The 25,426-nt window shown below is 35.2% G+C and carries 23 protein-coding genes; 12 read left to right on the top strand and 11 right to left on the bottom strand.

Annotated features, from left to right (window positions below; all coding sequences use genetic code 11):
• Positions 1–2: 2 nt before the first annotated feature.
• Positions 3–911, top strand: a complete 909-nt coding sequence (locus tag ABD005_RS05630; RefSeq protein ID WP_343816004.1) for a sensor domain-containing diguanylate cyclase — start codon at positions 3–5, stop codon at positions 909–911.
• Positions 912–972: 61 nt separating this feature from the next.
• On the opposite strand, the gene ABD005_RS05625 is transcribed toward ABD005_RS05630, so the two are convergent.
• A complete protein-coding gene (locus ABD005_RS05625) occupies positions 973–1,851 on the bottom strand; it encodes a BrxR family transcriptional regulator (RefSeq protein WP_343816001.1) in 879 nt (292 codons plus the stop codon).
• A 232-nt stretch (positions 1,852–2,083) separates the two neighbouring features.
• Between ABD005_RS05625 and ABD005_RS05620 the strand changes: the two genes are divergently transcribed.
• The 6 genes from ABD005_RS05620 to ABD005_RS05595 are packed head-to-tail and all read left to right on the top strand — an operon-like array spanning position 2,084 to position 7,092.
• A complete protein-coding gene (locus ABD005_RS05620) occupies positions 2,084–3,301 on the top strand; it encodes a nucleotidyltransferase domain-containing protein (RefSeq protein WP_343815998.1) in 1,218 nt (405 codons plus the stop codon).
• Positions 3,301–3,759: a type II CBASS E2 protein gene (locus tag ABD005_RS05615; RefSeq protein WP_343815995.1), complete on the top strand. Its 459-nt coding sequence runs from the start codon at positions 3,301–3,303 to the stop codon at positions 3,757–3,759. Before ABD005_RS05620 ends, ABD005_RS05615 begins: the two co-directional genes overlap by 1 nt.
• A gap of 1 nt (position 3,760) precedes the next feature.
• Positions 3,761–4,840 (top strand): SAVED domain-containing protein, encoded by a 1,080-nt coding sequence (locus ABD005_RS05610; RefSeq protein ID WP_343815992.1) that lies wholly within the window; start codon positions 3,761–3,763, stop codon positions 4,838–4,840.
• Positions 4,837–6,159, top strand: a complete 1,323-nt coding sequence (locus ABD005_RS05605; protein ID WP_343815988.1) for an SMODS domain-containing nucleotidyltransferase — start codon at positions 4,837–4,839, stop codon at positions 6,157–6,159. The genes ABD005_RS05610 and ABD005_RS05605 overlap by 4 nt, the downstream gene beginning before the upstream one ends.
• A gap of 19 nt (positions 6,160–6,178) precedes the next feature.
• Complete coding sequence (locus ABD005_RS05600; RefSeq protein ID WP_343815985.1) at positions 6,179–6,502, top strand: hypothetical protein; 324 nt, start codon at positions 6,179–6,181, stop codon at positions 6,500–6,502.
• 23 nt (positions 6,503–6,525) lie between these two features.
• Positions 6,526–7,092 carry a hypothetical protein gene (locus ABD005_RS05595; RefSeq protein WP_343815982.1) on the top strand — a complete coding sequence of 189 codons (567 nt, stop codon included), beginning with the start codon at positions 6,526–6,528 and terminating at the stop codon, positions 7,090–7,092.
• Here the strand turns inward: ABD005_RS05595 and ABD005_RS05590 are convergent.
• The 3 genes from ABD005_RS05590 to ABD005_RS05580 form a co-directional block, all read right to left on the bottom strand.
• A complete protein-coding gene (locus ABD005_RS05590; protein WP_343815979.1) occupies positions 7,089–7,664 on the bottom strand; it encodes a DUF6037 family protein in 576 nt (191 codons plus the stop codon). The two genes, ABD005_RS05595 and ABD005_RS05590, sit on opposite strands and share 4 nt — an antisense overlap.
• 97 nt (positions 7,665–7,761) lie before the next feature.
• On the bottom strand, positions 7,762–8,037 hold the full coding sequence (locus ABD005_RS05585; protein ID WP_343815976.1) for an HU family DNA-binding protein: 276 nt from the start codon (positions 8,035–8,037) through the stop codon (positions 7,762–7,764).
• Positions 8,038–8,151: 114 nt separating this feature from the next.
• A complete protein-coding gene (locus ABD005_RS05580) occupies positions 8,152–8,532 on the bottom strand; it encodes a hypothetical protein (protein WP_343815973.1) in 381 nt (126 codons plus the stop codon).
• A gap of 190 nt (positions 8,533–8,722) precedes the next feature.
• Between ABD005_RS05580 and ABD005_RS05575 the strand changes: the two genes are divergently transcribed.
• From ABD005_RS05575 to qatD, 5 genes are all read left to right on the top strand, one after another.
• Complete coding sequence (locus ABD005_RS05575; protein ID WP_343815970.1) at positions 8,723–9,295, top strand: recombinase family protein; 573 nt, start codon at positions 8,723–8,725, stop codon at positions 9,293–9,295.
• A gap of 120 nt (positions 9,296–9,415) precedes the next feature.
• Complete coding sequence (locus ABD005_RS05570; RefSeq protein ID WP_343815967.1) at positions 9,416–11,176, top strand: KAP family P-loop NTPase fold protein; 1,761 nt, start codon at positions 9,416–9,418, stop codon at positions 11,174–11,176.
• The gene (locus tag ABD005_RS05565) at positions 11,176–12,072 is read left to right on the top strand and encodes a hypothetical protein (RefSeq protein ID WP_343815964.1); all 897 of its coding nucleotides are present in this window, start codon (positions 11,176–11,178) and stop codon (positions 12,070–12,072) included. The genes ABD005_RS05570 and ABD005_RS05565 overlap by 1 nt, the downstream gene beginning before the upstream one ends.
• Positions 12,065–13,396: a Qat anti-phage system QueC-like protein QatC gene (gene qatC, locus ABD005_RS05560; protein ID WP_343815961.1), complete on the top strand. Its 1,332-nt coding sequence runs from the start codon at positions 12,065–12,067 to the stop codon at positions 13,394–13,396. The genes ABD005_RS05565 and qatC overlap by 8 nt, the downstream gene beginning before the upstream one ends.
• A complete protein-coding gene (qatD, locus tag ABD005_RS05555) occupies positions 13,396–14,124 on the top strand; it encodes a Qat anti-phage system TatD family nuclease QatD (RefSeq protein ID WP_343815958.1) in 729 nt (242 codons plus the stop codon). The genes qatC and qatD overlap by 1 nt, the downstream gene beginning before the upstream one ends.
• Before the next feature lie 221 nt (positions 14,125–14,345).
• Here the strand turns inward: qatD and ABD005_RS05550 are convergent, their stop codons facing one another.
• From ABD005_RS05550 to ABD005_RS05520, 7 genes are all read right to left on the bottom strand, one after another.
• On the bottom strand, positions 14,346–14,882 hold the full coding sequence (locus ABD005_RS05550; RefSeq protein ID WP_343815955.1) for a hypothetical protein: 537 nt from the start codon (positions 14,880–14,882) through the stop codon (positions 14,346–14,348).
• Between the two features lie 96 nt (positions 14,883–14,978).
• Positions 14,979–16,313, bottom strand: a complete 1,335-nt coding sequence (locus ABD005_RS05545) for a hypothetical protein (protein ID WP_343815952.1) — start codon at positions 16,311–16,313, stop codon at positions 14,979–14,981.
• Positions 16,306–18,543, bottom strand: coding sequence for an ATP-dependent DNA helicase (locus ABD005_RS05540; protein ID WP_343815949.1), 2,238 nt, complete (start codon positions 18,541–18,543; stop codon positions 16,306–16,308). Before ABD005_RS05540 ends, ABD005_RS05545 begins: the two co-directional genes overlap by 8 nt.
• The gene (locus ABD005_RS05535; RefSeq protein ID WP_343815946.1) at positions 18,543–18,983 is read right to left on the bottom strand and encodes a hypothetical protein; all 441 of its coding nucleotides are present in this window, start codon (positions 18,981–18,983) and stop codon (positions 18,543–18,545) included. Before ABD005_RS05535 ends, ABD005_RS05540 begins: the two co-directional genes overlap by 1 nt.
• Positions 18,976–19,692 (bottom strand): hypothetical protein, encoded by a 717-nt coding sequence (locus ABD005_RS05530; RefSeq protein ID WP_343815943.1) that lies wholly within the window; start codon positions 19,690–19,692, stop codon positions 18,976–18,978. The genes ABD005_RS05535 and ABD005_RS05530 overlap by 8 nt, the downstream gene beginning before the upstream one ends.
• On the bottom strand, positions 19,689–22,037 hold the full coding sequence (locus ABD005_RS05525) for a hypothetical protein (protein WP_343815940.1): 2,349 nt from the start codon (positions 22,035–22,037) through the stop codon (positions 19,689–19,691). The genes ABD005_RS05530 and ABD005_RS05525 overlap by 4 nt, the downstream gene beginning before the upstream one ends.
• Complete coding sequence (locus tag ABD005_RS05520; RefSeq protein ID WP_343815937.1) at positions 22,027–25,323, bottom strand: hypothetical protein; 3,297 nt, start codon at positions 25,321–25,323, stop codon at positions 22,027–22,029. The genes ABD005_RS05525 and ABD005_RS05520 overlap by 11 nt, the downstream gene beginning before the upstream one ends.
• Positions 25,324–25,426: the final 103 nt, after the last annotated feature.

Here is a 25,426-nt window from a genome sequence, read left to right as displayed (position 1 = left end):
CTTTGCTAGCATTAAACGAAAGTGAGTTATCACAAAAAATATTTGAATTTTCTAATGATGGAATTTTCATTCTTTTATTAGATGAAAATAGGATTATAGATGTGAATCCTTCAGCAACGAAAATGTTGGGTTACTCCAGAGATGAGTTACTTACAATGAGGATTTCCGATATCCATCCTAAAGAGATGGACTTGTTAGAAGAGTTTGCAAATCAAGTCTTGGCAAAAGGAGCTGGCTGGTCAAATGAATTAACGTGCAAAACCAAAAAAGGAGAGCTACTTTTTGTTGAAGTTTCTGCTTCAATGATAACGATTGATGATCAAAAATATTTGATTTCTATGGTGCGTAATATTAGTTGTCGAAAACAGATAGAAGCACAGTTGCGGATGTTTTCTTTTACAGATGGACTTACGGGGTTAGCTAATCGACGAAAGCTTGATGAGTACATGGACATCGAGTGGCGTAGAGCTATGCGTAATGAATTACCAATATCTATTATCATGATCGATATAGATTACTTTAAATTGTTCAATGATACATACGGTCATTTAGAAGGGGATAGTTGTTTAAAGGCAGTCGCTAATGTAATTCAAAATTCACTCGTGAGACCTGGTGACTTGTGTGCTAGGTATGGAGGTGAGGAATTTATTGTTCTATTGCCTAATACTGATAAAGATGGCGCTCTTCATATTACAAATATAATTGAGAAAACTTTAGCTAGTGAAAGAATTGAAAACATTAACTCTGATATCAATTCTTTTGTCACAGTCAGCATGGGAGTGGCATGTATAGTCCCCAACTCAAAAGTCACTAGCTCTCAGCTTATTTTCAAAGCTGATCGAGCACTTTATAAGGCAAAAGGGGAAGGAAGGAATAAAACTATTTGTTTTTTAGACAGTGAAAACCACTAATAAGTAAGATAGAAATTTTCAGCTACAACAATAAATAATAAAAGCTTAATTTTTTATTTCTTTATTCTTCAAATCCATCAAAAGTACGAACCAAGTGCATATTCTCAACCCCGTATAATGCCAACCTATTTTTAAGTTTAAGACGATAGTAGTGCCCCTCTTCTAGAGAGCTTGAATCTTTGGAGCAATCCACATATAGCTTTTGTAGAAAATATCCTACGGATGAAGCTCTAACTGAGCGATTTAAAACACCACCGTTCATATTAAATTCAGATATGACAGCTTCAGGATGAGGATAATCAGGGTGTGGAATAATTTCTAAGTCTACTATTCTATTCCATTGATTATCAAAAGAGTTGTATTCGTGCTCTAAAACATCTTCGTCGATATTTTCTAGTTTTCGAAACCTAGAAATGAGAAAGTCTGCAAATCTAGATTTAGATCTATCATAAGCTCTTACATGCCATCTTGAACCATTATTAATATAAGCATGAGGTACTAATAATTTACTACTAAAACCACTAGAATTTGAAAAGTAATCAACTTGAATTACTTTTTTATTATATATAGCTCTGGATAGTGGAGCTATGATATCTACTTTTGGTTCATCTATTACATCTAAAATATCATTTGGAATATACGAACGATTATTGCTTTGTACAGTTCTACCTGTTAATAAATTTAGAACCTCTGAGGACCTAAATTCGAATAAAGATTCCCAAGACTTATCTAGTGCAAAGTTTTTAGAATTAGAAGAGTGGCTGAAGTTTTGAGGGGCTTTTTCTTTATATAAAGAAATATCTCTGCTCGCAGCAGCAGTTCCTATATTAAATTTATTGATTAGATCTGACCTAGAAAATGCCCCTAAAAATTTTAAGCAAAACTCTATATAACGTAACCTCTCAAGTTGTGAAGCAGGAATATCTTCTAAATTAGCCATTTTTACATTCATCCATCTTAAATCTTAATACACCCTATATACCACAATCACTAATTAAGTACAATCATGAGATTCATAAATAAACCTCATGATCCTTAATTGTTCCATAAAAATATATTGACTGTATCGTGAGTATACAATAGTATAGTTACTGTACTAACACTGAATAATAAAAGTTCAATTAAATAAATAGTGGAGGGCAGGAATAATAATGAATAAATAGGATAAAAGTATGAAAACTAAGTTATACAATGAGAATTTTGCAGCATTATCTACTAAGCAACGAACGTTATTTACTGAGTTACTTGAGTATGCTTGCCAATCCTTAGAACCATCTAAAACAAAAAAAGAACTTGCTGAGCAACGATATATGTCGGTAGGAAAATGGCTCGCTGACAGTGATGACCCTATGTTTGAAGGTGTTGAAATTTACCCTCAAGGTAGCCAAAGGATCGGGACTACTTCAAAACCAGTCTTTAGAGCAGAGTTTGACTTGGACTTTATTTGTTATTTACCTAACGCTGAAGGAAGCCACCCAGATATATGCCGACAAAAGGTTATTGCCAGAATAAAAGAAAATGGCAACTTTGAAGATCTAGTCAGCGAACTAAACCGGGGGTGTCGATTAAATTATGCTGACGAGTTTCATCTAGACATTACTCCGGCTATTCCCGATCAAAACAATGCTAATGAATATGGCGCTATTTCAGTGCCAGATAAAAAATTAAAAGAATGGAAAGCATCTAATCCCAAAGGGTATGCGGAAGATTTTGATCTCATAGCAAAACTTGAACCCAAATACATCGGCTTTTCAGACAGAATGTTTGCTAATGCAGCACTTGAAGCAAAAAATATTGAAGAGCTACCAAAGCAAACTCTGTTTAAGGGAATACTGAGGCGAGCTGTTCAAATCATGAAGCGCCATAGAGACTTATTATTTTTTGATAATAATAACTACGATGGTAAAGCGCCAATATCAATAATTATAACAACGTTAGCAGCAAGCGCTTATAAGGAACTAGTGATTCAACAATCGTTTAATAACGAGCTTGAAGTACTGCTAACAGTTGTGGAAAGCATGACTGGTTACATTGAGACCAAGGTGGTAAATGGCAAAATTGAAATGTGGGTAACAAACCCTAAAAACCGACATGAAAATTTTGCTGAGAAATGGAATGTTGACTCCAAACGTGTTGAAGCTTTTCATTATTGGCACAGTGATTTTGTCGAAAAACTGAGAGAACTTGCCAGTGTTACCTTATTACCACTAATTAAAGAAAAATTAAATACGTTACTTGGTGAAGGCTCTTCCTCAAAAGCCATTGAAAAACACTTTGAGGTGCTTAATGAAACCAGAGAGAGCAATAATTTGTTCATCAAAAAGACAGGGGCAATCTCAACTGTAGCAACAGCAACCCCTGTTAAAGCTAATACATTTTTCGGTAAATAATGATGAAGCAATACATTAATACGGCAATAACCTTAAGCCAGCAGTTATATTTCTTAAATGCTAAGTTCCCTCAAGGGAAGGGCTTTATTAAAAAGGGGAAATTGGTTTGGCATTGCCAGTTAGATCTGGACGAATTATACGGTAGCTACAAGATTAAAGTTCTCTATGACATTAGAACTTCACCACAGGTTTATGTAATAGATCCAAATTTATATGAAATTACTGGTGGTGTTGAGCCACCTCACATTTACATTTTTAATGAGTCAACAACCAAGTTATGCCTTTACTTACCATCTTCAGATGAATGGACATCGAGCAAATTTCTTAGCGATACGATTGTCCCTTGGGCATCACTTTGGTTTATGTATTTCACTGGTTGGTTAGCTACGGGCAAATGGTACGGTGGTGGTGAGCACCCTGAACCTGATGAAAGTTTTGTTAAAGGAAAGGTTTTATAAAATGATGAGAGTATTACAAGTAGTTCTTAGTTTTTTTCTGCGATGTTTAGAGGCTTCTAGGAATCCGACTTTAAATGGTATTGCCAAAATAATCTTGATTGCATCTATAGGTGGACTTGCAGTGATTAGTGCAAATCTAAACATACCGACACCATGGGGGCCTATAACTCTGACGTTAGGAGGAGGGGATACAATATTATGCTCGATCTTACTAGTTACTTCTTTATCAATGGTTTTCTATTCAGAATATCAAGATAGAAAAGAAGCTGAAGATTCTCAATTAATTAAAATACGTCACATGGGGTTGATTGATCACAGCATAGGTGATGTTAAAAATTATATGCCGCGAAATTTAAAGCGTATTAAAGCTCAGCCTTTTGATATTGAATTTGATAATAGCCATAAGACAACCAATATTGATGAATTAAAACAACAATTAGAACAAGTAAGTCGATTACCTTTATTTATAAAGGATAGTGGACGTTCGTTGAATAACGGCAAAAAACATTTAATTTATGGTGGTGTTGCACCAGTTCCTATGCTCGCGGCAGCGGGACACCTTATTAGCAATATGCAAAATACACACGTGGCTGATTGGGAAAGAACAAAGAAAAAGTGGCATTTTAACGAAGAGTTAGATGATGGAGAAAAACTCAAGTTTGAAGTTATCGGTCAGAGTGACAATGAAGCTACCAGTATTAACCTTGGTATTTCGCTAAGTTTACCTCTGCGTTTAGATGATATATCCAATGAATTCCCCGATGCCGTGCTTTATAAGGTGATGTTGGAATCCGGAAAGCTTGGTTATGACAAGTTATGTAGTGAAGTAAAGCAAGGCAGGTTAGTTAAAAGCATCTTAGAATTTATTAATAATGATCTTAGACCTAATTATCCAAATCTAGAGCAACTTAACTTCTTTGTTGCAGCTCAAGCATCCTTTGTTTTTAGACTAGGCTCCAGTTTAAATCAAGGGCACTTACCCAAAATTGTCTTCTATCATTTTAATCCTGATCATGACGTTAAAACCCATCCTTGGGGTGTAGTGCTTAATGGAGACAATGGCTATGAGGTTGTTGCATGAAATTAGTTAAACATTTTAATGAATTTTTAATAAATGAAGTTAACTTAAATCAACACCGAGTTGATACCTTGGAAAAGCGAGTTGCAACAATAACAAGTTTTATACAAGGCAGTGATAATTTTAAATCGTCATTTATAACGGCTATTCCTCAGGGGAGTTATTCGCATAGGACGATAATTAAACCTACCGTAAAAAAAGCAATTTTTGATGCTGATGTAGTTGTCTACCTTAAACCAATTAAAGGCTGGGAGCCTAAAGACTACATTCAAAAAATTTATGAGCTATTCAATAGTTCTTCGCTATACAGAGGAAAAGCGTCAAGGCAAACACGGTGTGTAAAATTAAATTATGCTGGTGAATTTCATATTGATGTTGTGCCATGTATTCACAAAGGTGGTTTACTAGGCCATCAAGAATATGTTTGCAACAAGCTAACTAACAAACTTGAGTCATGCTCTAGTGTTGAATATAGCGATTGGGTTAAAGATAACAATAAAGTTGTTGCGAACAACAATCTAATTAAATCAATAAGACTATTTAAATATTTAAGAGATCACAAACAAACATTTTCAGTTAAGTCTATTTTATTAACGACATTGGTTACTTCGCAGGTTACCTGGACAGATAAATATTGGGGAACTGACGATTTTAAAGATCTCCCAACTACCTTTAAGAATTTCTTTAATCGACTAAATGATTGGTTAGATGAAAATGAATCAATGCCCATAGTAAACAACCCGGTAGATGATGATGAAAATTTTAATCGCCATTGGGATGAAAATAAATATCAAAATTTTAAATCTCAAGTTAGCAAATATAATTCATGGGTAAATGATGCCTATGCTGAAATGGATAAAGCCGAATCCATTAAGAAATGGCAAAAAATATTTGGAGATAAATTTGCTAAGGCTAAGTCAGTAGAAAAGAAAACAACGGCAAAACTTCCTAGTCATTGCGAAGCATTACGCTGGCCATTATCATCTTACGCATCAAAGCTAAATGTTAAGGCTGTAGTACAAAAAGATAAAACGTCAGTTGCATTAGGTGATTTGGCTTCTTATAAAGCGGTCCCGAAGTCCCATTGGATAAGATTCGTTGTTAAAGATCACTTATGTAATGAAACACAGATTTATTGGCAAGTTGTCAATAATGGCAATGAAGCGTTGGAAAGTAAGTGTCTTAGAGGTGATTTTTTTAGGGGTGCCTCTATACATAAAGAAGCTACAGCCTACAAAGGACAACACTGGGTTGAGGCTGTAGCAGTTAAAAATGGTCAATGCATCGCTAAAAGCGGCCCTGTTTTTGTCAATATAATGTAGATCTATAAGGAAATAAATTATGGTTTTTATTGAATTATTTGGAGCCGTTATTTCAGGGGCCGTACTTGGCGGTTTAGCGTACTTTCTTGTCACAGCGGGTGTATTACAGCTAACTGAACAAATTGATTTACTATCACCTGCCGTACTTTCCGTTATGCTCTTTGGATTACTTATTGGTTGGAAGTTTGACTATTCTCTAACTGTTTTTTTCGCTAATACCACCTCAGAAGTTACCAATGTCCAAAGTGCCGTGTCATCAATTACAGATAGGTTGAGGTACGTGTTTCTAATTATTGGTTACATTTTGGGTACTAAAGTTAGCTATTGGTCCGTATCAAAGTAAAGTCATTATAATAAAGGTCAACAATGAAAAATAGCAAGTTTACCCAACTCATTGCACGGTATAGAGGCGTCGATGATGCCCAGCAATACCAAGATTATATTCTTGATAATCCACAGCTCCTACTTAACGTTGCTCGTGACATCATGAGAAATGTTCCCCCTACATTTGGTGCTTGTGCAATGTTGAGTTCAATGTGGGCTGGTTATTTAAAAGACCATTACTCTATACCAGCAATGGTAGTCGCAGGGGATTTAAAAATATCAGGTAAAACCATTTTTAAATGTAAAAAGAATTTACCCGAACCGACTAAATCAGGCAAAGTGATATCTTCATCTTGGAGTGGTCATTGCTGGATAGAGGTTGATGGTTGGATTGGTGATTTATCCGTTTTTAGAACTGCTTATCAGGTAGAAGGACCAAGTGTTTTGAAAGATTTCATTATTTCATCATTTGGCCAAAATCGCGGAGCATTACTTTGTCAGCAACAGGATTTACCTCCAGGGATGAAGTATGTGCCTAAATATGTTTTAAAAGACAATCAAATTGATGGACTTATTTCTGGCCTAGCACATAGTATGAATTTAACTTAAATACCCCATTCTTTATTCATATCGATAGCGCTCCATTTGGAAGAGGCATTCTTTTCAATACTATAAGCTAAAGCTTCTGGCCCTAAAACCATCAGAGTTTTATGTCTGTTTTCTTTTGTAGGACCTTTGTTAGTGCTTTTCTTCCAATACATCCAAGTATTAAAGTAAGGTCTATCCCTTTGCTCAGTAATATCTGGACGTAATATAATTATTTCACCAGCGCTAGGCTCTCTTTTCTTAGAAGCTTTTGTAGGTATTTTACTATTTAAGTTCTCTAAAAATTCCTTTGGCATTAATTTGTTCCCAGTATTTTTACCTGTGCGAAGTGCTGCGGCTAGTTCATCGTAAAAATCACCGAAATAGGGGGTTATCCAGTAGCCAGGCTTAACTTGAAACAAAAAGAATTTCGGGTGCTCTCCTCTTAAAGTTAGCGATAAAATATAATGTGGGGTATCCCTAGTAGAAAATAAGCAATCAAAACTAATAGCACCAACAGTAATTTGAAATTGTTGCATTTCACTGCCAATCACTAGCATGTTTTTATGCAATAGTTGTAATGATGTCATTTTCATATTTTATTTAACTTAAAATATTTTAGAAGAAATTATAAAGACCAGTAGTGTTTAGAGATGGATATTATACAAATATTCATCTCTAAGATTGGATTTGCTAGCTATTGCAAGCATCCTTCAATGCTTTACCTGCCTTAAACGAAGGTACTTTAGCGGCAGCTATTTGGATCTCTGCACCTGTTTGAGGATTACGGCCTTTGCGAGCAGCTCGTTCGTTAACTTTATAAGTTCCAAAACCAACTAAAGCAACTTCACCACCTCCTGACAACTCTTCTGTTACAGATGTAAGAAAGCTATCTAAAGCACGACCAGCAGAGGCTTTTGATATGTCTGCACCTTCAGCAATTTTTTCAATTAATTCAGCTTTATTCATTTTATTATTCCTTTTAGATTAAAATTTTTACTGAGTGAATAATACTGAATTGTAAAGGAAGGGCAATAGGAAAAGTGCTCACCACTTTGAATTGTGCAGTTTAGTTTTTATAAATTAACCATAAGAACCAAAGAAATCATTTGTTGCGCCAGACCTTAATGTTTTAACTACACCTTCAATATACTCAACTTCATCTGAGCTACGTATCATTCCAGGAAAATAGCCATATAGTGTGATGTTTACTTCCTTTATTCCTTGCACGTTCATTTTTGCTATATGCCCTTCGAAGTATGGAAAAATACCAATGCTGTCATCGTTTAGTACCACGCTAACGTCATGGTCTAAATATTCATTACGACAAGTAATTTGTACTTTTGAGCGACCATCTTCACATGTACCTATATTTGCATGTTTAAACTTTTCGACTTCTGCTAATTCACTAAGGTATTTATTAAGTTTTTCATCAATAGCATTTTCAATTTCTGACATCGGCATCTCTTATTATATTTAAAATAATAATCTTATGAAAAATGCTATGTGAATTAAAGTGATATAAGGAATACTTTTAGCTAAATTTTTTCGTAAGATGGCTTTTATATTCGTACATGTACGTAAATGTTTTCGTTGACTTTCGTACAATATTTTTATAAGGTGTACGAAAGGTGTAACTTAAGTACGGTTTCATATGAAAGTGGGTTTTGCCAGGGTTTCGACAAAAGAACAAGAATTAAACCTTCAACTAAAGCAGTTGAATGATTTCGGTTGTGAAAAAATATTTTACGGCAAACAAAGTGGTGTTTCAGTTAAAAATGATGAAAAGCTGAAAGAGTTGATAGATTTTATTCGAGAAGGTGATCAAGTGATTGTTTGTCGCCTTGATCGGCTAGGCCGATCACTAAAGTCTATTTTAAATGTTATTGATAGCATCCATCATAAAAAAGCTTGTTTGAATATAATTGATGGTTCTTTAAATACAGGTAATGATAATCCTTTCTCTAATGCCATGATCAATTTATGTGGCGTATTCGCTCAACTTGAAAGAGATCTTATTAAAGCTAGAACAGCAGAAGGGCGAGCTGAAGCAAAGGCACAAGGACGACATCTTGGAAGAATGCCTGCACTATCTGATAAGCAAGCTACAGAATTATATAAAGCTAAATTAAATGGTGAATCTGTTTCCGCACTAGCTAGAAAATATAGTGTTAGTAGGGCAACAGTGCATCGAACTTTTGAAAGAATAAATAATAAAGAGAAATAGTTTGATTTAATTCAACAAGGTAGATATTAAAGCTTGTTTTAATTACTTAAACTAAATACATAACAGATCCGCCTTCAGATCATGTGATAGTATCGAAGGATATATGTAAAGGGAGTTAACATGTGGTCAGATAAAGAATCAGAAATCGATTTTTTAAATTTCAACGAAACAGCACAATCAATTAAAGATCTAATTACCGAAAAAGATTTAATGCCTATCAGTGTTGGTATTTTTGGTGATTGGGGAGCTGGTAAATCAACAATACTTGAATTAACCAAAAAGTCTTTAGAAAGCGATGAACAGGAATATATTCAAGTGCATTTTGATGCTTGGATGTTTCAAGGTTATGATGATGCTAAGGCAGCATTATTAGAAACAATTGCGTCGAAACTGATAAAGCAGGCTGAAAGCGATAAAGGCTTAACACAGAAAGCCAAAGAATTTGCAGGCCGAGTGGATAAGATACGTCTCATGGGGCTTTTGATGGATGGTGGCTCTGCTTTGGCTGGTATTCCTACAGGGGGTGGTTTTCAAAAAATCTTTGGATTGCTTAGCGATGATGAAGACGATGATATTGATGCTGAAGATCTAAAAAAAGCCGCTCAAGGTGTTCAGGATGTTGCTAAAAAGAATAAAGGACTAGTAAAGGCTAAAAAGGCATTTTCTCCACCGAAAGAAATTAAAGAATTTCGCAAAGCATATTCCGCATTACTCGAAGAGTTTGATAAGCCATTAATCGTTTACGTAGATAATTTAGATAGGTGTTCACCCTTTAATGCTATATCTACGTTAGAAGCTATCCGGCTGTTTTTATTTTTACCTAACACTGCTTTTGTAATAGCGGCTGATGAAGACATGATCCGTCTTGCTGTACCAGAATACCATAAGGGTGTTTCACAGCGTCATCAAACGGATTACCTAGATAAGTTAATACAAATACCTGTGCATGTGCCGCGTCCAGGCCCAGTTGAAATTCGTGCCTATTTAATGATGTTGATAGCTCAAGATCATGGTGTAACTAAAGAACAACTGGAAAGTTTAAGAGCTGCTTTAGAAGAGTCACTTAAGTTGTCTTGGAAGCAATCACCCATAACCATTGATGAGTTACTTGAGGTTCAAGACATCGATAACTTACCTGATTTAAGAGGTAAATTCATCGTTGCAGAGCAACTAGCCCCATTATTGGCCGAGTCCTCAAACATCAATGGTAACCCTAGAATCGTTAAGCGCCTTTTGAATCAAGTAAAAATGAGGAGAAAAACGGCCTTAAGGCGAGGGATGCAACTGAATGAAAAGACAATTACTAAACTCGTCATTTTTGAACGCTGTTTAGGAACACAAGCTACGAATAAACTTTACGAATTAATTGATCAGGAAAATGGTAAGCCAAAAATTTTGGCAGAATTAGAAGATCCAAAAATAGAGTTTTCTGACATCGACTTACCTGAGGAATGGCAAGCCGATCCTGACTTTATTGAGCAATGGTCAAATCTTTCACCTCAATTTACAGAGATTGATTTAACTCCAGCAGCGTACTTAAGTCGTGAAAGTATACCAATGGGCGCTGTTAATTCAGTTATGTCAGGAGCTGCTCAAAAGTTAGTTGATGCATTAATGAAGCAAAAAAATAGACTCAGTGGTGTAAATACCGAATTGCTCAAAACCACGCCAAAAGAAGAATATATGGCGGTAATGGATGGGTTAATTGAGAACTTTAAATCAATTGGTGACTGGAGCGAAATGCCAATAGGTATCTATGGTGCAAGATTATTGGCTCTTGAAGATCAAAAATGTAGGGCTAGTTTTCTTACATTTTTAAATAACATTCCTAAACATAAATGGATGTCTCGAATTAAAAAAGAATTAGAAGGAATTAAATAATGGGTACTTCGGCTTCATCGCTTGGACCAAATAATCAAAGTCCACTTGTTCCACCATGGGCAGAGCAAGGGGACAGCATCACAATAGAGCCTGCATCAGGTACTGATGGGGATATAGATACAGATCAGAATGGCTCGGATGGATCGCAAGATAGTGAGCAAGGAAATGACAATAATGAAATTGACAACAGTCAGGTTCAAAGTGAAATTCCCGGCCCTGCACATATAGAAGCAAAACCCAATCGTTTCGCTAGTGCCAGACAAGCCTTTGGTAAATATGCACAATCTGGCGGTGGTACTTCTCAATTACGTAAATCTTTAAAGAGCTACGCTAAGAAATCTTCTGGTGGTGGCAAAGGAACGAGTAGGCGGCTAGCAAGTGGGATCACTGCTGGTACTGGATTACTCGGTATCATGCGTGGTGATAATGTCACGGTAAATCACCAAACACTATCACTTGGTGACCTAGAAGGTTTAACTACTGATCAAGCAATTGATAAAATAGCATCACATCTTGCACCAGATAATGCTGATTCTGATGCGGTTAGAATCGCGTTAGATTATGCACTGGAAGAGGCGCTACCAGATACAAATGATTTCGAACCTGAAAGTTTTACTGATGATGTGATCCAAGAAGCTATTTCTTGCTATCTAACAGATCTTATTTTTCAGGACGTTGTAACAGGTATGGGAAGGGCTTGGTTTCATGTCGAACCCGCAAGTAAACACCATAGGATGGAAGAAGAATTAAGGGAGCTAATTAAAGTGATTGCACAAGAACAACTAGAAAATGTTACACATGGTAACCCAAGCAGTATAACAAGAGACAATATTACAAAAATTCAAATTGATGCTATTACCATGACAGTTGATGAGTGGGAGAGTTTCGATGACTAATTTTTATTTTAATAACGATCCTGCAAAACTTCCTGAGTTTTCTGAAGACTGTCACCCAGTTCAAATTTATCACACGCACCAATATGATAGTACCAAGCATAGTTTAGCTTCCAGAGCACTATTAGAAACAATACGTGGCTTAGGTGTGTACGTTGATGCTGATGCGATAGATCTAGTTACTATTGCTACTGCGGTTACCGCAGCAGATACCTTTGAACTTAGAGATAAAGCGTCAAATGCTTGGTCTAGGCAAATGCACCTGCATATCCCTGTAACAGATGAAAATATGTGGGACTTTTTGGCACCTGAGTTAAGCTCAATTTTAAATTTCTTAACTGGCGATCAGTGGGACTTTACATTCGAAAAAACAACGATGGTTATGCCAAAGCCTAAAAGAAGTGACAAAGCTAAAGCAAAAGCTAGGAGCTTAAAGGGGGTAAATGCAGTTTGCTTATTTTCTGGCGGCTTAGACAGTGCAGTAGGTGCCATAGATATACTGAATGGAGATTCTGACTATAAACCATTACTAGTAAGTCATGCTTACCGTGGTGATGGTGCTAAACAAGAAGAGATAAAAACATTGCTAACCCCGCCATTTGGCGAATTATCCTATTCAATTTCTCCGCATCTTCTTGACAGGCTGAGGGATAAAACTGATGTAACAATGCGAGGGCGCAGCTTTAACTTTCTTGCTATGGCAGTCCTTGGGATCTCTGCATTAAGAAGTGCAAATAATGACTCCAGTATCTCGACTATTATCGTGCCTGAAAATGGGTATATATCAATAAATCCACCTTTGACTCGAAGACGAATAGGTAGTCATAGCACTCGTACTACTCACCCTAATTTTTTAAATCGTTTGGAATCACTTCTAGAAGATGCTGGATTTCATGTGAAATTCGTTAACCCGTATCAATTCAAAACAAAGGGTGAAATGTTAGCAGAGTGTGCCGATCAAAAAGCAATAGAAAAGGCTATTCCGCTAAGTGTGTCATGTAGTCATTGGCACCGAGATAATAAACAGTGTGGCCATTGTGTTCCATGCATTATTAGAAGGGCTTCTGTACATCATGCTGGGTTTACAGTTGATGCGCCTTATAAAACTAAAAGACTTAAAGGCTTAATTAAAGAAAAAGATACACGTGATGATCTTCAAGCCTTATCAACCGCTATTATCAGGCAAAATAAAGCAAAAAGTTATAAATCTTGGCTACGACAAAGTGGACCTATCCCTGAAGATATAACGATAAGAAATCAATTAGAATCAACTATAGAGCGTGGCTTAAAAGAAGTTGATACATTTTTAAAATCGGAAAAATCATAATGATGGATCTGCATTGTCATGTTGATTTATATCCGGATCACCAAGAGATATTAAACAACATAAAGCAATCTAATTACTATGTTTTGTCTGTTACGACAGTGCCTTCTGCATGGGAAGGTACTGTAAAATTAACAGAAGGGTTGAAGCACTGTAAAACTGCTTTAGGGTTGCACCCACAATTGGCCCATCAAAGAAAAAATGAATTGCCGTTGTTCGACAAATTAATTGGCGAAACAAGATATATCGGTGAAATAGGGCTTGATGGTTCTAGTGGTTATAAAGATCACTTAGATGAACAATTCTTGGTCTTCAAACACATTCTAAAAAAATGTGAAGAATTTGATGATAAAATTTTAACTATCCATAGCTTAAATGCAGTTGATCAAACATTGGATTGTCTTGGTGAATTCCCAAAGTCTGGCACACCTATATTGCACTGGTTTCTAGGAACAAAGAAACAAGTATCAGAGGCCGTCGAATTGGGTTGCTACTTTTCTATTGGGCCAGCAATGCTGCAATCAGCCAGGGGGAAGAAAGTTATTTCTTGGCTACCAATAGATAGAATATTGCTCGAAACGGATGGGCCGTTTGCAAAGGTTGATGGTGAGGTTTTATTCCCTTCTAGTGTTGATATGGTTGTAGATTACTTGTCTAAAAGTTTGGAAGTAGAAAAACAAAACATTTTGGAACAACTAACTGTTAACCTTCGCTTATTAGTTTCTAAATAATAGAAATATAAGCTTAATATTTGATATGATATATACCTTCTGAAATTAGGATAAATCTTGACGGAAGCGTCATTTTGTTATATCTTTATAAACACAAGCGAAACGTGGGACTCGAATGAGTACGTTTGTGTCTACCAGAGATGGTCGCTGGCCGAGCCGTGATAATCATGTAAAAAGACCTCCACCTCCATTATATTAAAAGCAGCTATTTAGCTGCTTTTTTATCGCCTTCTTTTTCTTTCTAGCTTTCTGCCGTCAATCCTGGCATCGACTATTTTAAAAAACCTAAACCAACCTGAACCACCTACTGAATCGCTTCCCGGCCTAGGCTCGTAAGCTGAAACCACTTTAAGTCTAATATCGCTATTAGTGTGGTTTGATTTTGAAACCTCAATAAACAATCGATAGTCGGTATTATTATAATGCTCTTCTAAATAATAAAATTGTTCTCTATGCTCATTAAATGTCAATTGCATGAATACATTTTCAGAAATGACTTTCTTGATCAGATCATATATCCCTTTGGAATGCTCATAACGCTTAGAACAAAAATATCGAATTTCATGATCAGCACCATGTCCATATTCATGATCACCAAAATGCTCAGTAAAGCAATGATTACTGTACTCTAGATAGAATCGAACTGTTTTTTCAGGGTAGTCTTGAGTTGCAGCCCTTTTATATGAGAACTCTTTACCTGTCAGGTGAGCTAAATCATAGTCAGTTTCGTCAATTTTAATACTTGGCCAAATCCGCATTTATTATTTCTTCGCTTCCATGTGAGTTTCTTATTTTTATTAGGTCAATCAAAATGACGGAGCCGGATACAGTAACACATTTATGTAGTGGTATATTTACTTTTTAAAATGAGCCATCTCTTTTCTAAGCTCTTCTAACTCTATTGCCATTTCTTCATTTTGTTTTTGTTGTTCTTCAGCAATTTCAAAAGCCTTTTGAGCCTCAAGCATTAACCTAGTTTTTTCAGTTTCTAGCGCTTTTATTTGTAAATCTTTTTTATTAGCCTCTGTTTTGTGACCCGATCTATTTCGACCTTCGACATAATCATCTAATGAACCTCCTGCACGGTGAGTCATGTCTCTTTGCAGGTTTAATTTAATTGCAGCATCACTAGCATCGAAGCCAAGTTCAATAGCGATAGCAAGGTGTTTATCATAGCTATCACCAGAAAATTTGTGCCGTAGAGAATAAATAGCCTTGCCTTTAGGCCAGCCAAGTTCGGTAGTAATCTCGCTAAATATTTTAGTTATATTATCAGCAGATAGTGGTTTTAGGGTCTTAGGATTTAAAAACAGGTGGCCTTCGTATCCGACAACCTTGTTTTTATCAAGGAACACTTCCAAGTCATTTTTTATAAAAGACATTACATGCAATGTTGTCGAATACGGAAACCGAATTGGCATTGTGTTTCCTTGTTTAGCTTTAGTAGGAACAACATCAAATGTTTCCTGTAGATCTCTATCAACAATTTCTTTGTGAAACTGACCTCTTATGAGGCTACTTATAGAAACAGGTCGTACTCCTGCTTCATTAATAATCTTTACAATTAATAGTAATGATGCTCGTTCATAACCTTTGTAATTGCTAATAATATAACTATTCAGCTCATCTAGTTCATATGCATTAGCATCTCTCTTTTTTCTCCCTCTGGTATCACAATCTCTGAAAAATTTAGGATAAAGCGAGTCATTGTTTGGTTTTTCGTTTCTAGATTCAGCTATTTCTTTTTGCAATAAAGATGAGGTTATTTGATACGCATTTTTATTAGTTGGGTCATGGCCAAGGATGTTTGGATGATATGTTCCTTGCTTCTGTACCCAATAATAAAATCCATAAATAGGTATTAGATAGTCAAAATTAACTGTTTGCTTGGCAATATTCTCTTCCCCTCGATAGCGAGAATCTGCTTTAGTTTCTAATAAACACCAGTCTCTGAATTTCTTGATATGATAATCATTCATTCCAAGCCAGTTCATTTCCTTTTCTCTTGAGTTAATATATTTAAATAGCCTACGTATTGCCTTTCGATATTTTCTATGTGTTTTAACGTCCTTTTCAAGGTATATAAAAAAATCAGTTGGTGCCCATAGCACTTCCCCATTTATGTCCTGATAAATGTAATGGTCTTTCCTATCATATCTAACTTTGGTTTCAGAGATCGTTTTAATCATATTCACCTGCCAATGTAATAGGAATGCCAAAGTGCCTTTGTAAACTGAATTCAGAAGTGTTCATTTTCACGCTTAGTGCATTTCTATTACCAATAAATAAAAGGTTTTCATCTGTAGCGTTAATTACGGTATAAAGCCAAGCTTTAGATATTAGATAAAAGTTATCTAGAACAATCATGGTATTTTCATAGTGGTGGTTTTGCACTTTGTGCGCAGTTATCGCATATGAAAGGCTAATACATTCAAGCTCTTCTTTAGATATTTCAATGACCTGTTCATCTACAACGATGCTCAATAAGCACTCTCTTCCGTGAACAATTTTGGATTTGTCGAAAACTTCATGGATTGTTGAAAGTGCGCCTGAAGATACACCAAGAAAGGTATTTTGTTTGCTGAATATTATTGGGTCGCCTACAAAAAACATTCTATTCCCAACAACTACTTTTGCTGCCTTTTTCCTATTCAACCTTGCTAGTTGAATCTGCTTGTTGATGAGTTCACAAAGTAAATTACTCGTACAAATTATTTGGGCATTGATATCAAAATTTGATTTATACTCAAACCAAATGTTAGCTGTGATATTGCTTATCATTTCATGTGATTTTTCTTGTGATTCGTAGATACAAATATCTTGTAAAACTGATAGGTCTGCTGTTGGAGTACGATTAAGTTCTTTTGATATTGTTCCACTTAAAAATGATGAAGATAAATCAAATAACTTATTGTTAGTACGAAAGTTGTAACACTTTTCCAACCGAGTAATAGCATCGCTTTCTCCGGCTAAAAGTTGGCTAAAAACATTACCCGGCCCAAGAGGAGGTAATTTTCGATGATCACCAACTAAACATAGTCTCGCTGTTAAAGGGAGTTTTTTTAAAAGTTTATAAAATGTTAAAGTGTCAATAGAGTGAGCATTTTCAATGATGATTAAGGAATCGGATAATGCGCCAATTTTATTTCTTTTTGGTGCTTTGGATATGAATCGATAAATAGATTCACCCTCCAACCTAGATAGAGCAGTGACTTCATCGTTAGATGAAGAGGAAATTAACCAAACATTACCACCGTCTCTGAGTAATACATCAACTAGAGATTGAATGATAACCCTCTTACCAGAAAAAGATGCCCCATCGATTACTGATATCATATGAGTAAATGCAATTTCCAGAGCTTTTTTCTGTAAATGGTTAAAATGTATACCTAATGACTCAAGTGTGTTGTAGGTAGGAATAACATCAAACATATCAATGGTTGAATTGTGTTCGCTAGTTTTAATTCTTTTTTGAAGTAAAACATTAATACTCTTTTCAATTGCTTGATGACCTAGTATCTGAACTGTTTTATTACTTTTATTTAAACAGAGAGTTTTAAACTCAGCACTTTCCTCATTTAGGCTTGTTAAATCAAAGTTGATTTTAGCTTCCTTCAAAGCAGCCTCAATAATATCGATCGGCAAAGCCATATGGCCATGATCATTTTGCGCTGAATACAACTTTGATTCTATAAAAGATACGGCTCTTCGGGGATCATTTTTACTAATCTTATAAAGTGACCTGATAATAGAGTCTAACTCTTTCCAAGTTCGCTGTAGTGCTTTTACCGACATTATTGGATAAATTAAGTAGGGGTTTTTATCTAATAATTTTGATGCTTCTGTTCCTAGTAACTGTCTAGTAGCTTCGACAAGCTCTATAGGAAAGTGATGTGCTATAAAATATTCATTTAGCTCACTTTCACTAGATATCTTCCTCCAACTATCTAATAGATTAAACGCTAAGGTTTTTGGAATTTTTAATTTCTTATTATCGGTCAAACTTTTTACGGATGAATTTTCTAATACATTGTATAAATTACTATCAAATGTCCTGATCAATTTTTTCGCCCAATGTCGGGTAATACCAGTAAATATTGAGTTGAAAACGAGATAATCAGCTAGAACATTGAGTGGAGTGTCTTTGTCAGGTAGCGACTTTACGCTCTTTTCCACCTTAAATTGAGAGCCATAGGTTAAGTCTGTTTTGTATTCACCAGTAACATGCCAAATTTCTCCAACGATCGGAAAGCTATTAATAGAACCGAATTCAGCCACAACGACTATTTTTGACTTTTTCACCATCAATTGAAAAATTGCTGAGATGCCACGATTATCTCTAGTGCTATGAATAATGTGAGTAACAACACCAACGAGAGTAATGGCTTCTTCGTTAAATTTAATGTTTGCAAGTTTCATTACGAGCTGCTGTTTTTATCAGAATATAGTTTGGGAATGTATCTTCCCGTGGCAATGAGAAACTCTTCAGAAGCCAAATCCAAATTAATTGAATTCACCTGCCGTTGAAGTTCTTCTATTTTTTGAGTTAATTCTAAGGTAGATTCGTTTTCAGTTACCTCATTTAAAGACTCATTCCCTATTTCTTCACTATTGTTGTTGATGCTCTTTTTTTGCTTTTTAGCAAGTTTTTCAATTGGACCATTAGGGGAAAATAGTTCTTCCAAACCTTCATTAGTATCAATCGTTGACTTAGGTACTTCATGCATTCTAAAAATCTTGGTTTTATTTACTTTGCCATGATAAATGGGCACAACGGGATCTGTGTCTAACCAGTCTTGTATTTTTTTTACATTTCTTTTTGATTTCTCTTGAGAGGAAAGTTTTTTGTTACTAGTCATCGTCTTTATTTCCTGGGAAATCTATTACCGTATTAATTTCATCATTAAAGTCCCATTCAATACCGTTTTCTGTTAATAACCTTCTCAGTCTATTTAGTTCAATATTTAATTCATAAGCTTTATTTTCAGCTTGCTTAAGCAAGTTATTTTTCCACTCTAATTGCTGAGTCATTACTTCTTGAGTGCCTTTAATTTTGTTTTCTGCTGTATTCAACTCCTCTTCAAAAAATTTATTAGCTAGCCTTAGCTCAATTAGTTCATTCGCTAGTCCTTTCCTATTTGTTTCACTTATCTCAAGTTTTTCTTCCAATTTTTGAATTTTGGTTTTTTCTTTATTGCTACTCTGAATTAGTGCGGTTTCTTTTAACCGTATGAATAGGCTTAACTTTTCTTCGTTTCCTTCAACACGAATTCTTACTGTATTTGGAGCTGCTTTCCATGTTTTATCAGAGGTTTGTGATGTTGGGATTTTATATTTCTTGATAACATCTTCGCTATTCTGAGTGCCATTCCATAGTCGTAACCCACTAATACTCGTTGGAAAGTATTCCAAAACAAGCTTACCTTTTTCGTCAACTTGCTTGTGAGCATCTCTCAATTTAAAAGGTATACCGCTAACAGCCCAGTCTTCTAAAATTTTTATCTTTGATTCTAATCGTTCAAAAGCTTCTGCACGTTGAGCTTCAATTGGCTTTTTCGAATCTGTCATTTTTTGACTCCTGATGAGAATAATGACTCATTTTTTCTCATTGAACGCTCATACCCTTCAATCAAAATAGTCAAGTTAGTGATTTGTTCTTTGTCACGCATGCGCTCTATTAGCAACATCGAAAAGTCAGATTGTTTTGTTTTCAACTCCGCCAAGTCAGCTTTCATTATATCCAATTGAACTTTCTTTACTTCTTGATAAGGGCAGCCAGCGCATTCCGTAGGTTCGCAAGGCCCTTTATGCTTTTTAGCGTCCCCAGGTTTTCTATGACAGCTTGCATGAGGTTTAGGTCTATGTTTATGACCTCTGGCATCCAATACCTTTGCCATTTCTCCACTTTTTTCTTCAGGAGTTAAATCAACAAATTCTTTGCCATACGTGTCACTTGTGTAGCTGTTAAAACGAATACTATTTTGTAATACTCTATATACTTTCTTAAGGTAAGCAGTGTATTTACCTGCCATTTTTTCAGTGCCCATCAATAGGCACAGTATGTCTTTTGCTGTTGTCTCAATGCCCACTTCTTCAATGACTTTATCTAAAGCCTTATTTTCTTCTTTAATAGCAATGGTTGACTCGTTTTTTTCATTTTTTGTTAACTTAACTTTATTATGAAGTTGTTCATGTTGATCACGAGAAGCTGGCTCTGTTACGTAAACAACGGTATGGTCAGGATCAACATGACCAAGTTGATGACATAGAGCTAACAAATCAGCATTTTTATACTGATAGTGAAAGATAATGGCATAAATTCTTCTAAAAGGTTGACTGCCAGTATCTACATCACTTCTTCCAAGCGCCATTTCTAAAAACATGTTACCAGAGATCTTTGAATCTTTTCCTTTATTAAAATTAAACTTAAAGTGCTTAAAACCACCCTGTTCATTTACACCAAAATTCGGAACAACAAACAAACCATCGGCATCATTCCCTCTCCAAGAATTTTTAAGATTTATTAAGCAACGAATAGCTTTAGTACTCCCATTATTTAATGTGTACCAGCGTCTTTCATTATTTTTTTCGTTATAAAAGCTAGCTTGATACCAATTGTACTTTTTACTTTTACAACGAAAATATTGCTCTTGAATCCCTATCAATGGATCTTGGATTTCAGCTTTACGCCTCGCGTTGTACGTCTGCAATACGACATAACATGAAGAGACCAACATTGTAACTACTTCAGTGAGAGAGTAAGCACTTGGATTGTTGGTTGAAGACATTAAGCTAGATCTATGTATTGTGATCGATAATAACTTTTCTAATTCATTTACTTTTTTCGAGTTAAGTAAAAATTCAGGTAGTAGCTCCCTTTGAATATATTGATGATTCAATCCGTCCGTTAGTAGTTTATCTTTGTGAATTTTGATTTCTTTTATTAATGAAATAATTTTATTTGATGCTTCATAAAGCCATTTGTGAGACTCTCCTAAAAGATTAACAACATCCTCTAAATCTAAGTTTTTGGTTCTACTGGCTGTTTTTCCATGCTTTTTCGATAAACGAGAAGGATTTGGAAAAGGAATAAACTGAAGATGATCATCACTATCAAGTTTTGCAAACTTGTTCCATATACTGAACCAGTTACCAAAAGATTTTGAACTGGGTTGTCCGGATTCTAAAATTCCTTTTGTAGTAAAGCCTTTTTTGACAAGTATGTTTTTTGATTTAAGGTACTTAGCAACTTTTTGATAAATATTATTTGATAAATGTTGGTTCAAACTAACAGAGCCAATGCATTGTGCTAACTTAAGAACCTTCAACCCCTTCACTCGTGCTTTTCTTCTTTCGTCATCTCGTCTTAAAAAAGGCTCTAATTCATCATTTTCAATTAAGCTATCAATGAATAACTCCACTCGTTCAGAAATATTCAGCATTTTGGTAATGCCACCTACCTTCAGTTTTTCTAATAGTTCCTCAATTTGTTTATTATTTATATCTTCTAAATGAATATTTCCATTGAGACAGAGGTATTCGATAAACTGTGCAGCTATATTAAACTGAGCTATAACACCAGTTTTTGCGAAACTGATGTTATGTTTAGCCTTATTAGCGAATTTATCTACAACTTCAATCAATGCCTTTGCATAATCCTTGTGAAGTAAAATTGGAATAGGGTGTTGCCAACCCACAGCACCGGGCACCCATGTATTAGCGAGATCAATCGAGCCTTTTTGTTTTTCTCCTTCAACAGTTGCAGCGTAATGAAGTTCTGTACCTACAATGGATAGCTTTTCGTCTGTAACAACTAATAACTTAGCATTTTCTAACATTTGATCTTTATATTGAAACAATAGGTTTTGAGCAGATTCCTCGTCAATAAACTGATAATTTAAATTAGTTCTCATCTTGTATTTCACCTTTTGCTTCTTTAAATAAAACAGGGTTCACTAGCTCTACATATTTAGCTAACCCAAAAGTAAATCTCATATTTGGGGCTATATATTCATCAAAATATTCTCTGCCATGTTTATCTAGTAGGCTTTCTCCTCTGCTAATGAAGAATGATTGTTGTCTAAGTGTTAGTATGAACTCGCTTTTACCTAGTTGAACTCTGTTAAATTCACAGCCTTCTCCACTGTGGCACTTTCTACCTTTGCAAACAGAGTCCCGTTTAGATCTATCTACAGGAGAAAATATATCCATGCACGATGAACCGTCGGGTAGTAAGTACCAATCTGGAAAATCTTCTTTAGAACTATCATTCGGAGAAATGATGAGCGTTTCATCAACGTTATTTCTATTCAGGTTATATTTTTCTATCTTGGATTCTTTATGTCGAAATTGCACTGTTGTTTCTAATCGACGCTGAAAGTCTGCATTTTTCGCTTCATATTCAAGTAATGCTATAGGATGGGACAAATAGCTTGAAGTCACACTACTTGAAGCGTGATTCCTTTCACGTTGTGAGTTAATTAAGCTACCGTCAATTCCTTTTCTTAGGTTAATTTGGTGCTTTGCTAATAGCTCCATTGTAAACTTTGGTAGTGTGTAGTGGTTGCAAAATTTATTAACTGTATCGGAGCTGAGAAAGTTTAGACTTGTTGAGCTAGGTGTCTCCCAAACTGTTTTTGGAGATAGACCTAGTATTACCATATTTTCGTGATGCTGAATTAGTAGCGCCACTACATCTCGAATTTCTTTCTCATGTGGTTCTATTTTGATCTCAAAAGTAGGTTTATCTACTTTATCCTTAAAACCACATAATACGAATTCACCATCTGGAAGGCTGTCCGGTAAGTCTTTTCTGGTTAATTGGGTGATCACATCTTTATTCCATGTTGTCCTAATTACTAACCGTATAAAGCAAACAAGTAAGATATTTCGAGGGAGTAATAACCCTGAATAAAAAAAATCTCTCATTCCAGAAGATGTTTTTCCATACCAATGTTCTACAAAATCAGGGATCAGTTCATCTTTATTTGTACAGCATACTTGTTCAGATACTCCTTGTTTTGTCTGATGTCTCAGGTAAGAAGCGCAAACCAATTCTGCGGAATATTTTTCTATTAAAGCTTTACTTCTTAAGTTGATTTTATGGTGAGAGTACCCTTGTTGGTCGTCTAATACTAATTGTGTTATTTCGTCAGCGATGTGAAACTCATACTGTCCAAGCTCATCTTTATTAGTGTATTTATCGAATGATCCCAATAGTTTTTTATAAAGTGATATTTCTTGGTTTGCAGCTTTTAGTATTTGCTCAATAGGTTGTTCAATATAATTTTTAATTTCTTTTCTTAATTCAGTAGATGATAAGTGTTGTTTTTGGATAGGGCTTACTAATGGCTCACCATTCTCGTCTACTGGCTCTAATAACTTTGGCGCACTTCTTTCTTTAGATGCGTTGAACTTGGAGTTAAAGCCACAATTTTTAATCTCGATTTTATTATTTATTTTTCCTGCATATTTGTTTAAAAAAGTTCTAATAGCTTGGCTTTTAGCTGATTTTACTTGAATGCCAATAGCGTCAATAATATTTTCAAGTTCTACGAATGCTAATCTAAAATCTCTTTGTGTGAGCGCTTCAATAGGACTTTTCAATACATTTTTTAGTAATGGGGATTTAATATTTGAATTAACAATATATGTTAATGTTTGATCAAGGTTGCTTAGGGTCGTGCTCACTAAAGCGTTTTCTAATCCTTTATTTTGAAGATTTAACAAGGATTTTTGCAGAATTCCGTTTGGCGTTATCAAACTTTCGATTTTAGAAATGTTAAGTAAGTAGTCAGATTGGCGTTTTCTTCCATTGTGCTTGCGATAAATCTTGAATGACATAGTTTCAATTGCTTCATTCGATTCAATCAGGGACTCAATGTTAATTTCAGTGATCAATTTTCCATTTTTTGTTGGTATATCGCATAATCCTAAAAATTGCTTGAACAGTTCGAGAAGTTCACATGACTGTTCAGGAAAGTGTTCAATAATGATAAATTCAATATCTTTCAATCCCAGTTTAATTTGAGGGGCTGTTAGAGAGCCTACTACCTTCGATAACATCAAGTGAGCGTTAGCGAAGTCGTTGCAGTTGATCTTGTGAAGAAATTCAAATAGCAGAGGGGTTTGACTGATTATATGAGAGTGTTTGCCAGTATTTTTGCTTGAATTTTTTTTACTTTCTAATTCTAATTTCGATAAACAATAATCAACTACACCACCTGTTAATGCAAGCGATGGGATTTTAAAAGAATCAATTTTGAATGGCCGACCATCAATATTTATTGAGTATGTAGGTTTAAACTTTAATTTTCCTTTAGTGTTAAAATTAGTTTGAAAACTATTTTTTATCGCTAACAGTGAAGGAGTTTTTAGGACATCAGAAAACAATAAGCTTCTAAATAAAATACTGACCTGGTGAAGCTTTCTATTTGAATTGACAGTATGTAGAGCCTTTTCCAAAGAATAAAGAGCTTCTAATAATAACTCAGGAGTAATGTTGGATGTTTTTGAGTTTAATAACGAGATAACGGGGTTATCACTGGGCAGCTCCTTTAATTCGTTTAGCAAACTTCTGAATGAAGCAATTGTTGAATATTCTTTGGGAAAGTCCTTAGAAGTTGACTCTAGGTTAGTCAATATATCGACAAGTAGAGAATCTTCAATAAATAAACCAGGGAAGTAGTCGGGATCTACAAACACACGTTGAAAAGATCGATTAACTTGAATCTCAAATAAATCCACTTCCTGATTTGGTTGGTATATAGCTAGATTACTTATTAATGAAGGACTATAAGCTTTTTGAATAATTACATTGCTCTGATATGGTTCGCTAAAATCTTTAAAAAATGTGCGTGCGCCTCGACAGTATGCTTCAGCTTGTTTTTCGCTATAGTGGCGGATGAGCAGTAGCTCCATTGATTTAAAACCATGGATAACATCTTTTGCTGTTAAAAATTGTGGACTGCTTGTTAATAAATATATTAAAGGAGACGAAACATCTTCATTAGTGTCTATTACTTGTAATGTCTTAGATATTGATAGTCTCAGGTTATAATGTGCTAATGAATTAGTATTAGCATTCATATCATCCCATTTTGAGACATTTAAACACCCACGTAGAAAACTCCCATTGGGGGCTAACGTTTTAAAAACAGGATCTTCTTTACATAAAATGCTTTTAGTTTTATTATTCATCGGTCTTGTTGTGTTATACCTATTAATTGTTTATCACTTTAGGTTAAGTCTTTATTTTTGTAAAGTGCAGTCGGTCGGTCGGTCTGCACATATTAAGTATATA

Origin of the sequence: Colwellia asteriadis (genome assembly GCF_039523295.1) — a bacterium.
Lineage (GTDB): Bacteria > Pseudomonadota > Gammaproteobacteria > Enterobacterales > Alteromonadaceae > Colwellia > Colwellia asteriadis.
This window is presented reverse-complemented; position numbering and strand designations above follow the sequence as displayed.

What these genes read in the sequence shown, in the direction of transcription:
- ABD005_RS05535 (WP_343815946.1), bottom strand. Translation starts at nt 18,983, where the DNA reads ATGACTAGTAACAAAAAACTTTCCTCTCAAGAGAAATCAAAAAGAAAT.
- ABD005_RS05570 (WP_343815967.1), top strand. Translation starts at nt 9,416, where the DNA reads ATGTGGTCAGATAAAGAATCAGAAATCGATTTTTTAAATTTCAACGAA.
- ABD005_RS05610 (WP_343815992.1), top strand. Translation starts at nt 3,761, where the DNA reads ATGATGAGAGTATTACAAGTAGTTCTTAGTTTTTTTCTGCGATGTTTA.
- ABD005_RS05600 (WP_343815985.1), top strand. Translation starts at nt 6,179, where the DNA reads ATGGTTTTTATTGAATTATTTGGAGCCGTTATTTCAGGGGCCGTACTT.
- ABD005_RS05580 (WP_343815973.1), bottom strand. Translation starts at nt 8,532, where the DNA reads ATGCCGATGTCAGAAATTGAAAATGCTATTGATGAAAAACTTAATAAA.
- ABD005_RS05575 (WP_343815970.1), top strand. Translation starts at nt 8,723, where the DNA reads ATGAAAGTGGGTTTTGCCAGGGTTTCGACAAAAGAACAAGAATTAAAC.
- ABD005_RS05625 (WP_343816001.1), bottom strand. Translation starts at nt 1,851, where the DNA reads ATGGCTAATTTAGAAGATATTCCTGCTTCACAACTTGAGAGGTTACGT.
- ABD005_RS05565 (WP_343815964.1), top strand. Translation starts at nt 11,176, where the DNA reads ATGGGTACTTCGGCTTCATCGCTTGGACCAAATAATCAAAGTCCACTT.
- qatD (WP_343815958.1), top strand. Translation starts at nt 13,396, where the DNA reads ATGATGGATCTGCATTGTCATGTTGATTTATATCCGGATCACCAAGAG.
- ABD005_RS05620 (WP_343815998.1), top strand. Translation starts at nt 2,084, where the DNA reads ATGAAAACTAAGTTATACAATGAGAATTTTGCAGCATTATCTACTAAG.
- ABD005_RS05530 (WP_343815943.1), bottom strand. Translation starts at nt 19,692, where the DNA reads ATGACAGATTCGAAAAAGCCAATTGAAGCTCAACGTGCAGAAGCTTTT.
- ABD005_RS05540 (WP_343815949.1), bottom strand. Translation starts at nt 18,543, where the DNA reads ATGAAACTTGCAAACATTAAATTTAACGAAGAAGCCATTACTCTCGTT.
- ABD005_RS05545 (WP_343815952.1), bottom strand. Translation starts at nt 16,313, where the DNA reads ATGATTAAAACGATCTCTGAAACCAAAGTTAGATATGATAGGAAAGAC.
- ABD005_RS05550 (WP_343815955.1), bottom strand. Translation starts at nt 14,882, where the DNA reads ATGCGGATTTGGCCAAGTATTAAAATTGACGAAACTGACTATGATTTA.
- ABD005_RS05605 (WP_343815988.1), top strand. Translation starts at nt 4,837, where the DNA reads ATGAAATTAGTTAAACATTTTAATGAATTTTTAATAAATGAAGTTAAC.
- ABD005_RS05585 (WP_343815976.1), bottom strand. Translation starts at nt 8,037, where the DNA reads ATGAATAAAGCTGAATTAATTGAAAAAATTGCTGAAGGTGCAGACATA.
- qatC (WP_343815961.1), top strand. Translation starts at nt 12,065, where the DNA reads ATGACTAATTTTTATTTTAATAACGATCCTGCAAAACTTCCTGAGTTT.
- ABD005_RS05595 (WP_343815982.1), top strand. Translation starts at nt 6,526, where the DNA reads ATGAAAAATAGCAAGTTTACCCAACTCATTGCACGGTATAGAGGCGTC.
- ABD005_RS05525 (WP_343815940.1), bottom strand. Translation starts at nt 22,037, where the DNA reads ATGAGAACTAATTTAAATTATCAGTTTATTGACGAGGAATCTGCTCAA.
- ABD005_RS05615 (WP_343815995.1), top strand. Translation starts at nt 3,301, where the DNA reads ATGATGAAGCAATACATTAATACGGCAATAACCTTAAGCCAGCAGTTA.
- ABD005_RS05520 (WP_343815937.1), bottom strand. Translation starts at nt 25,323, where the DNA reads ATGAATAATAAAACTAAAAGCATTTTATGTAAAGAAGATCCTGTTTTT.
- ABD005_RS05590 (WP_343815979.1), bottom strand. Translation starts at nt 7,664, where the DNA reads ATGAAAATGACATCATTACAACTATTGCATAAAAACATGCTAGTGATT.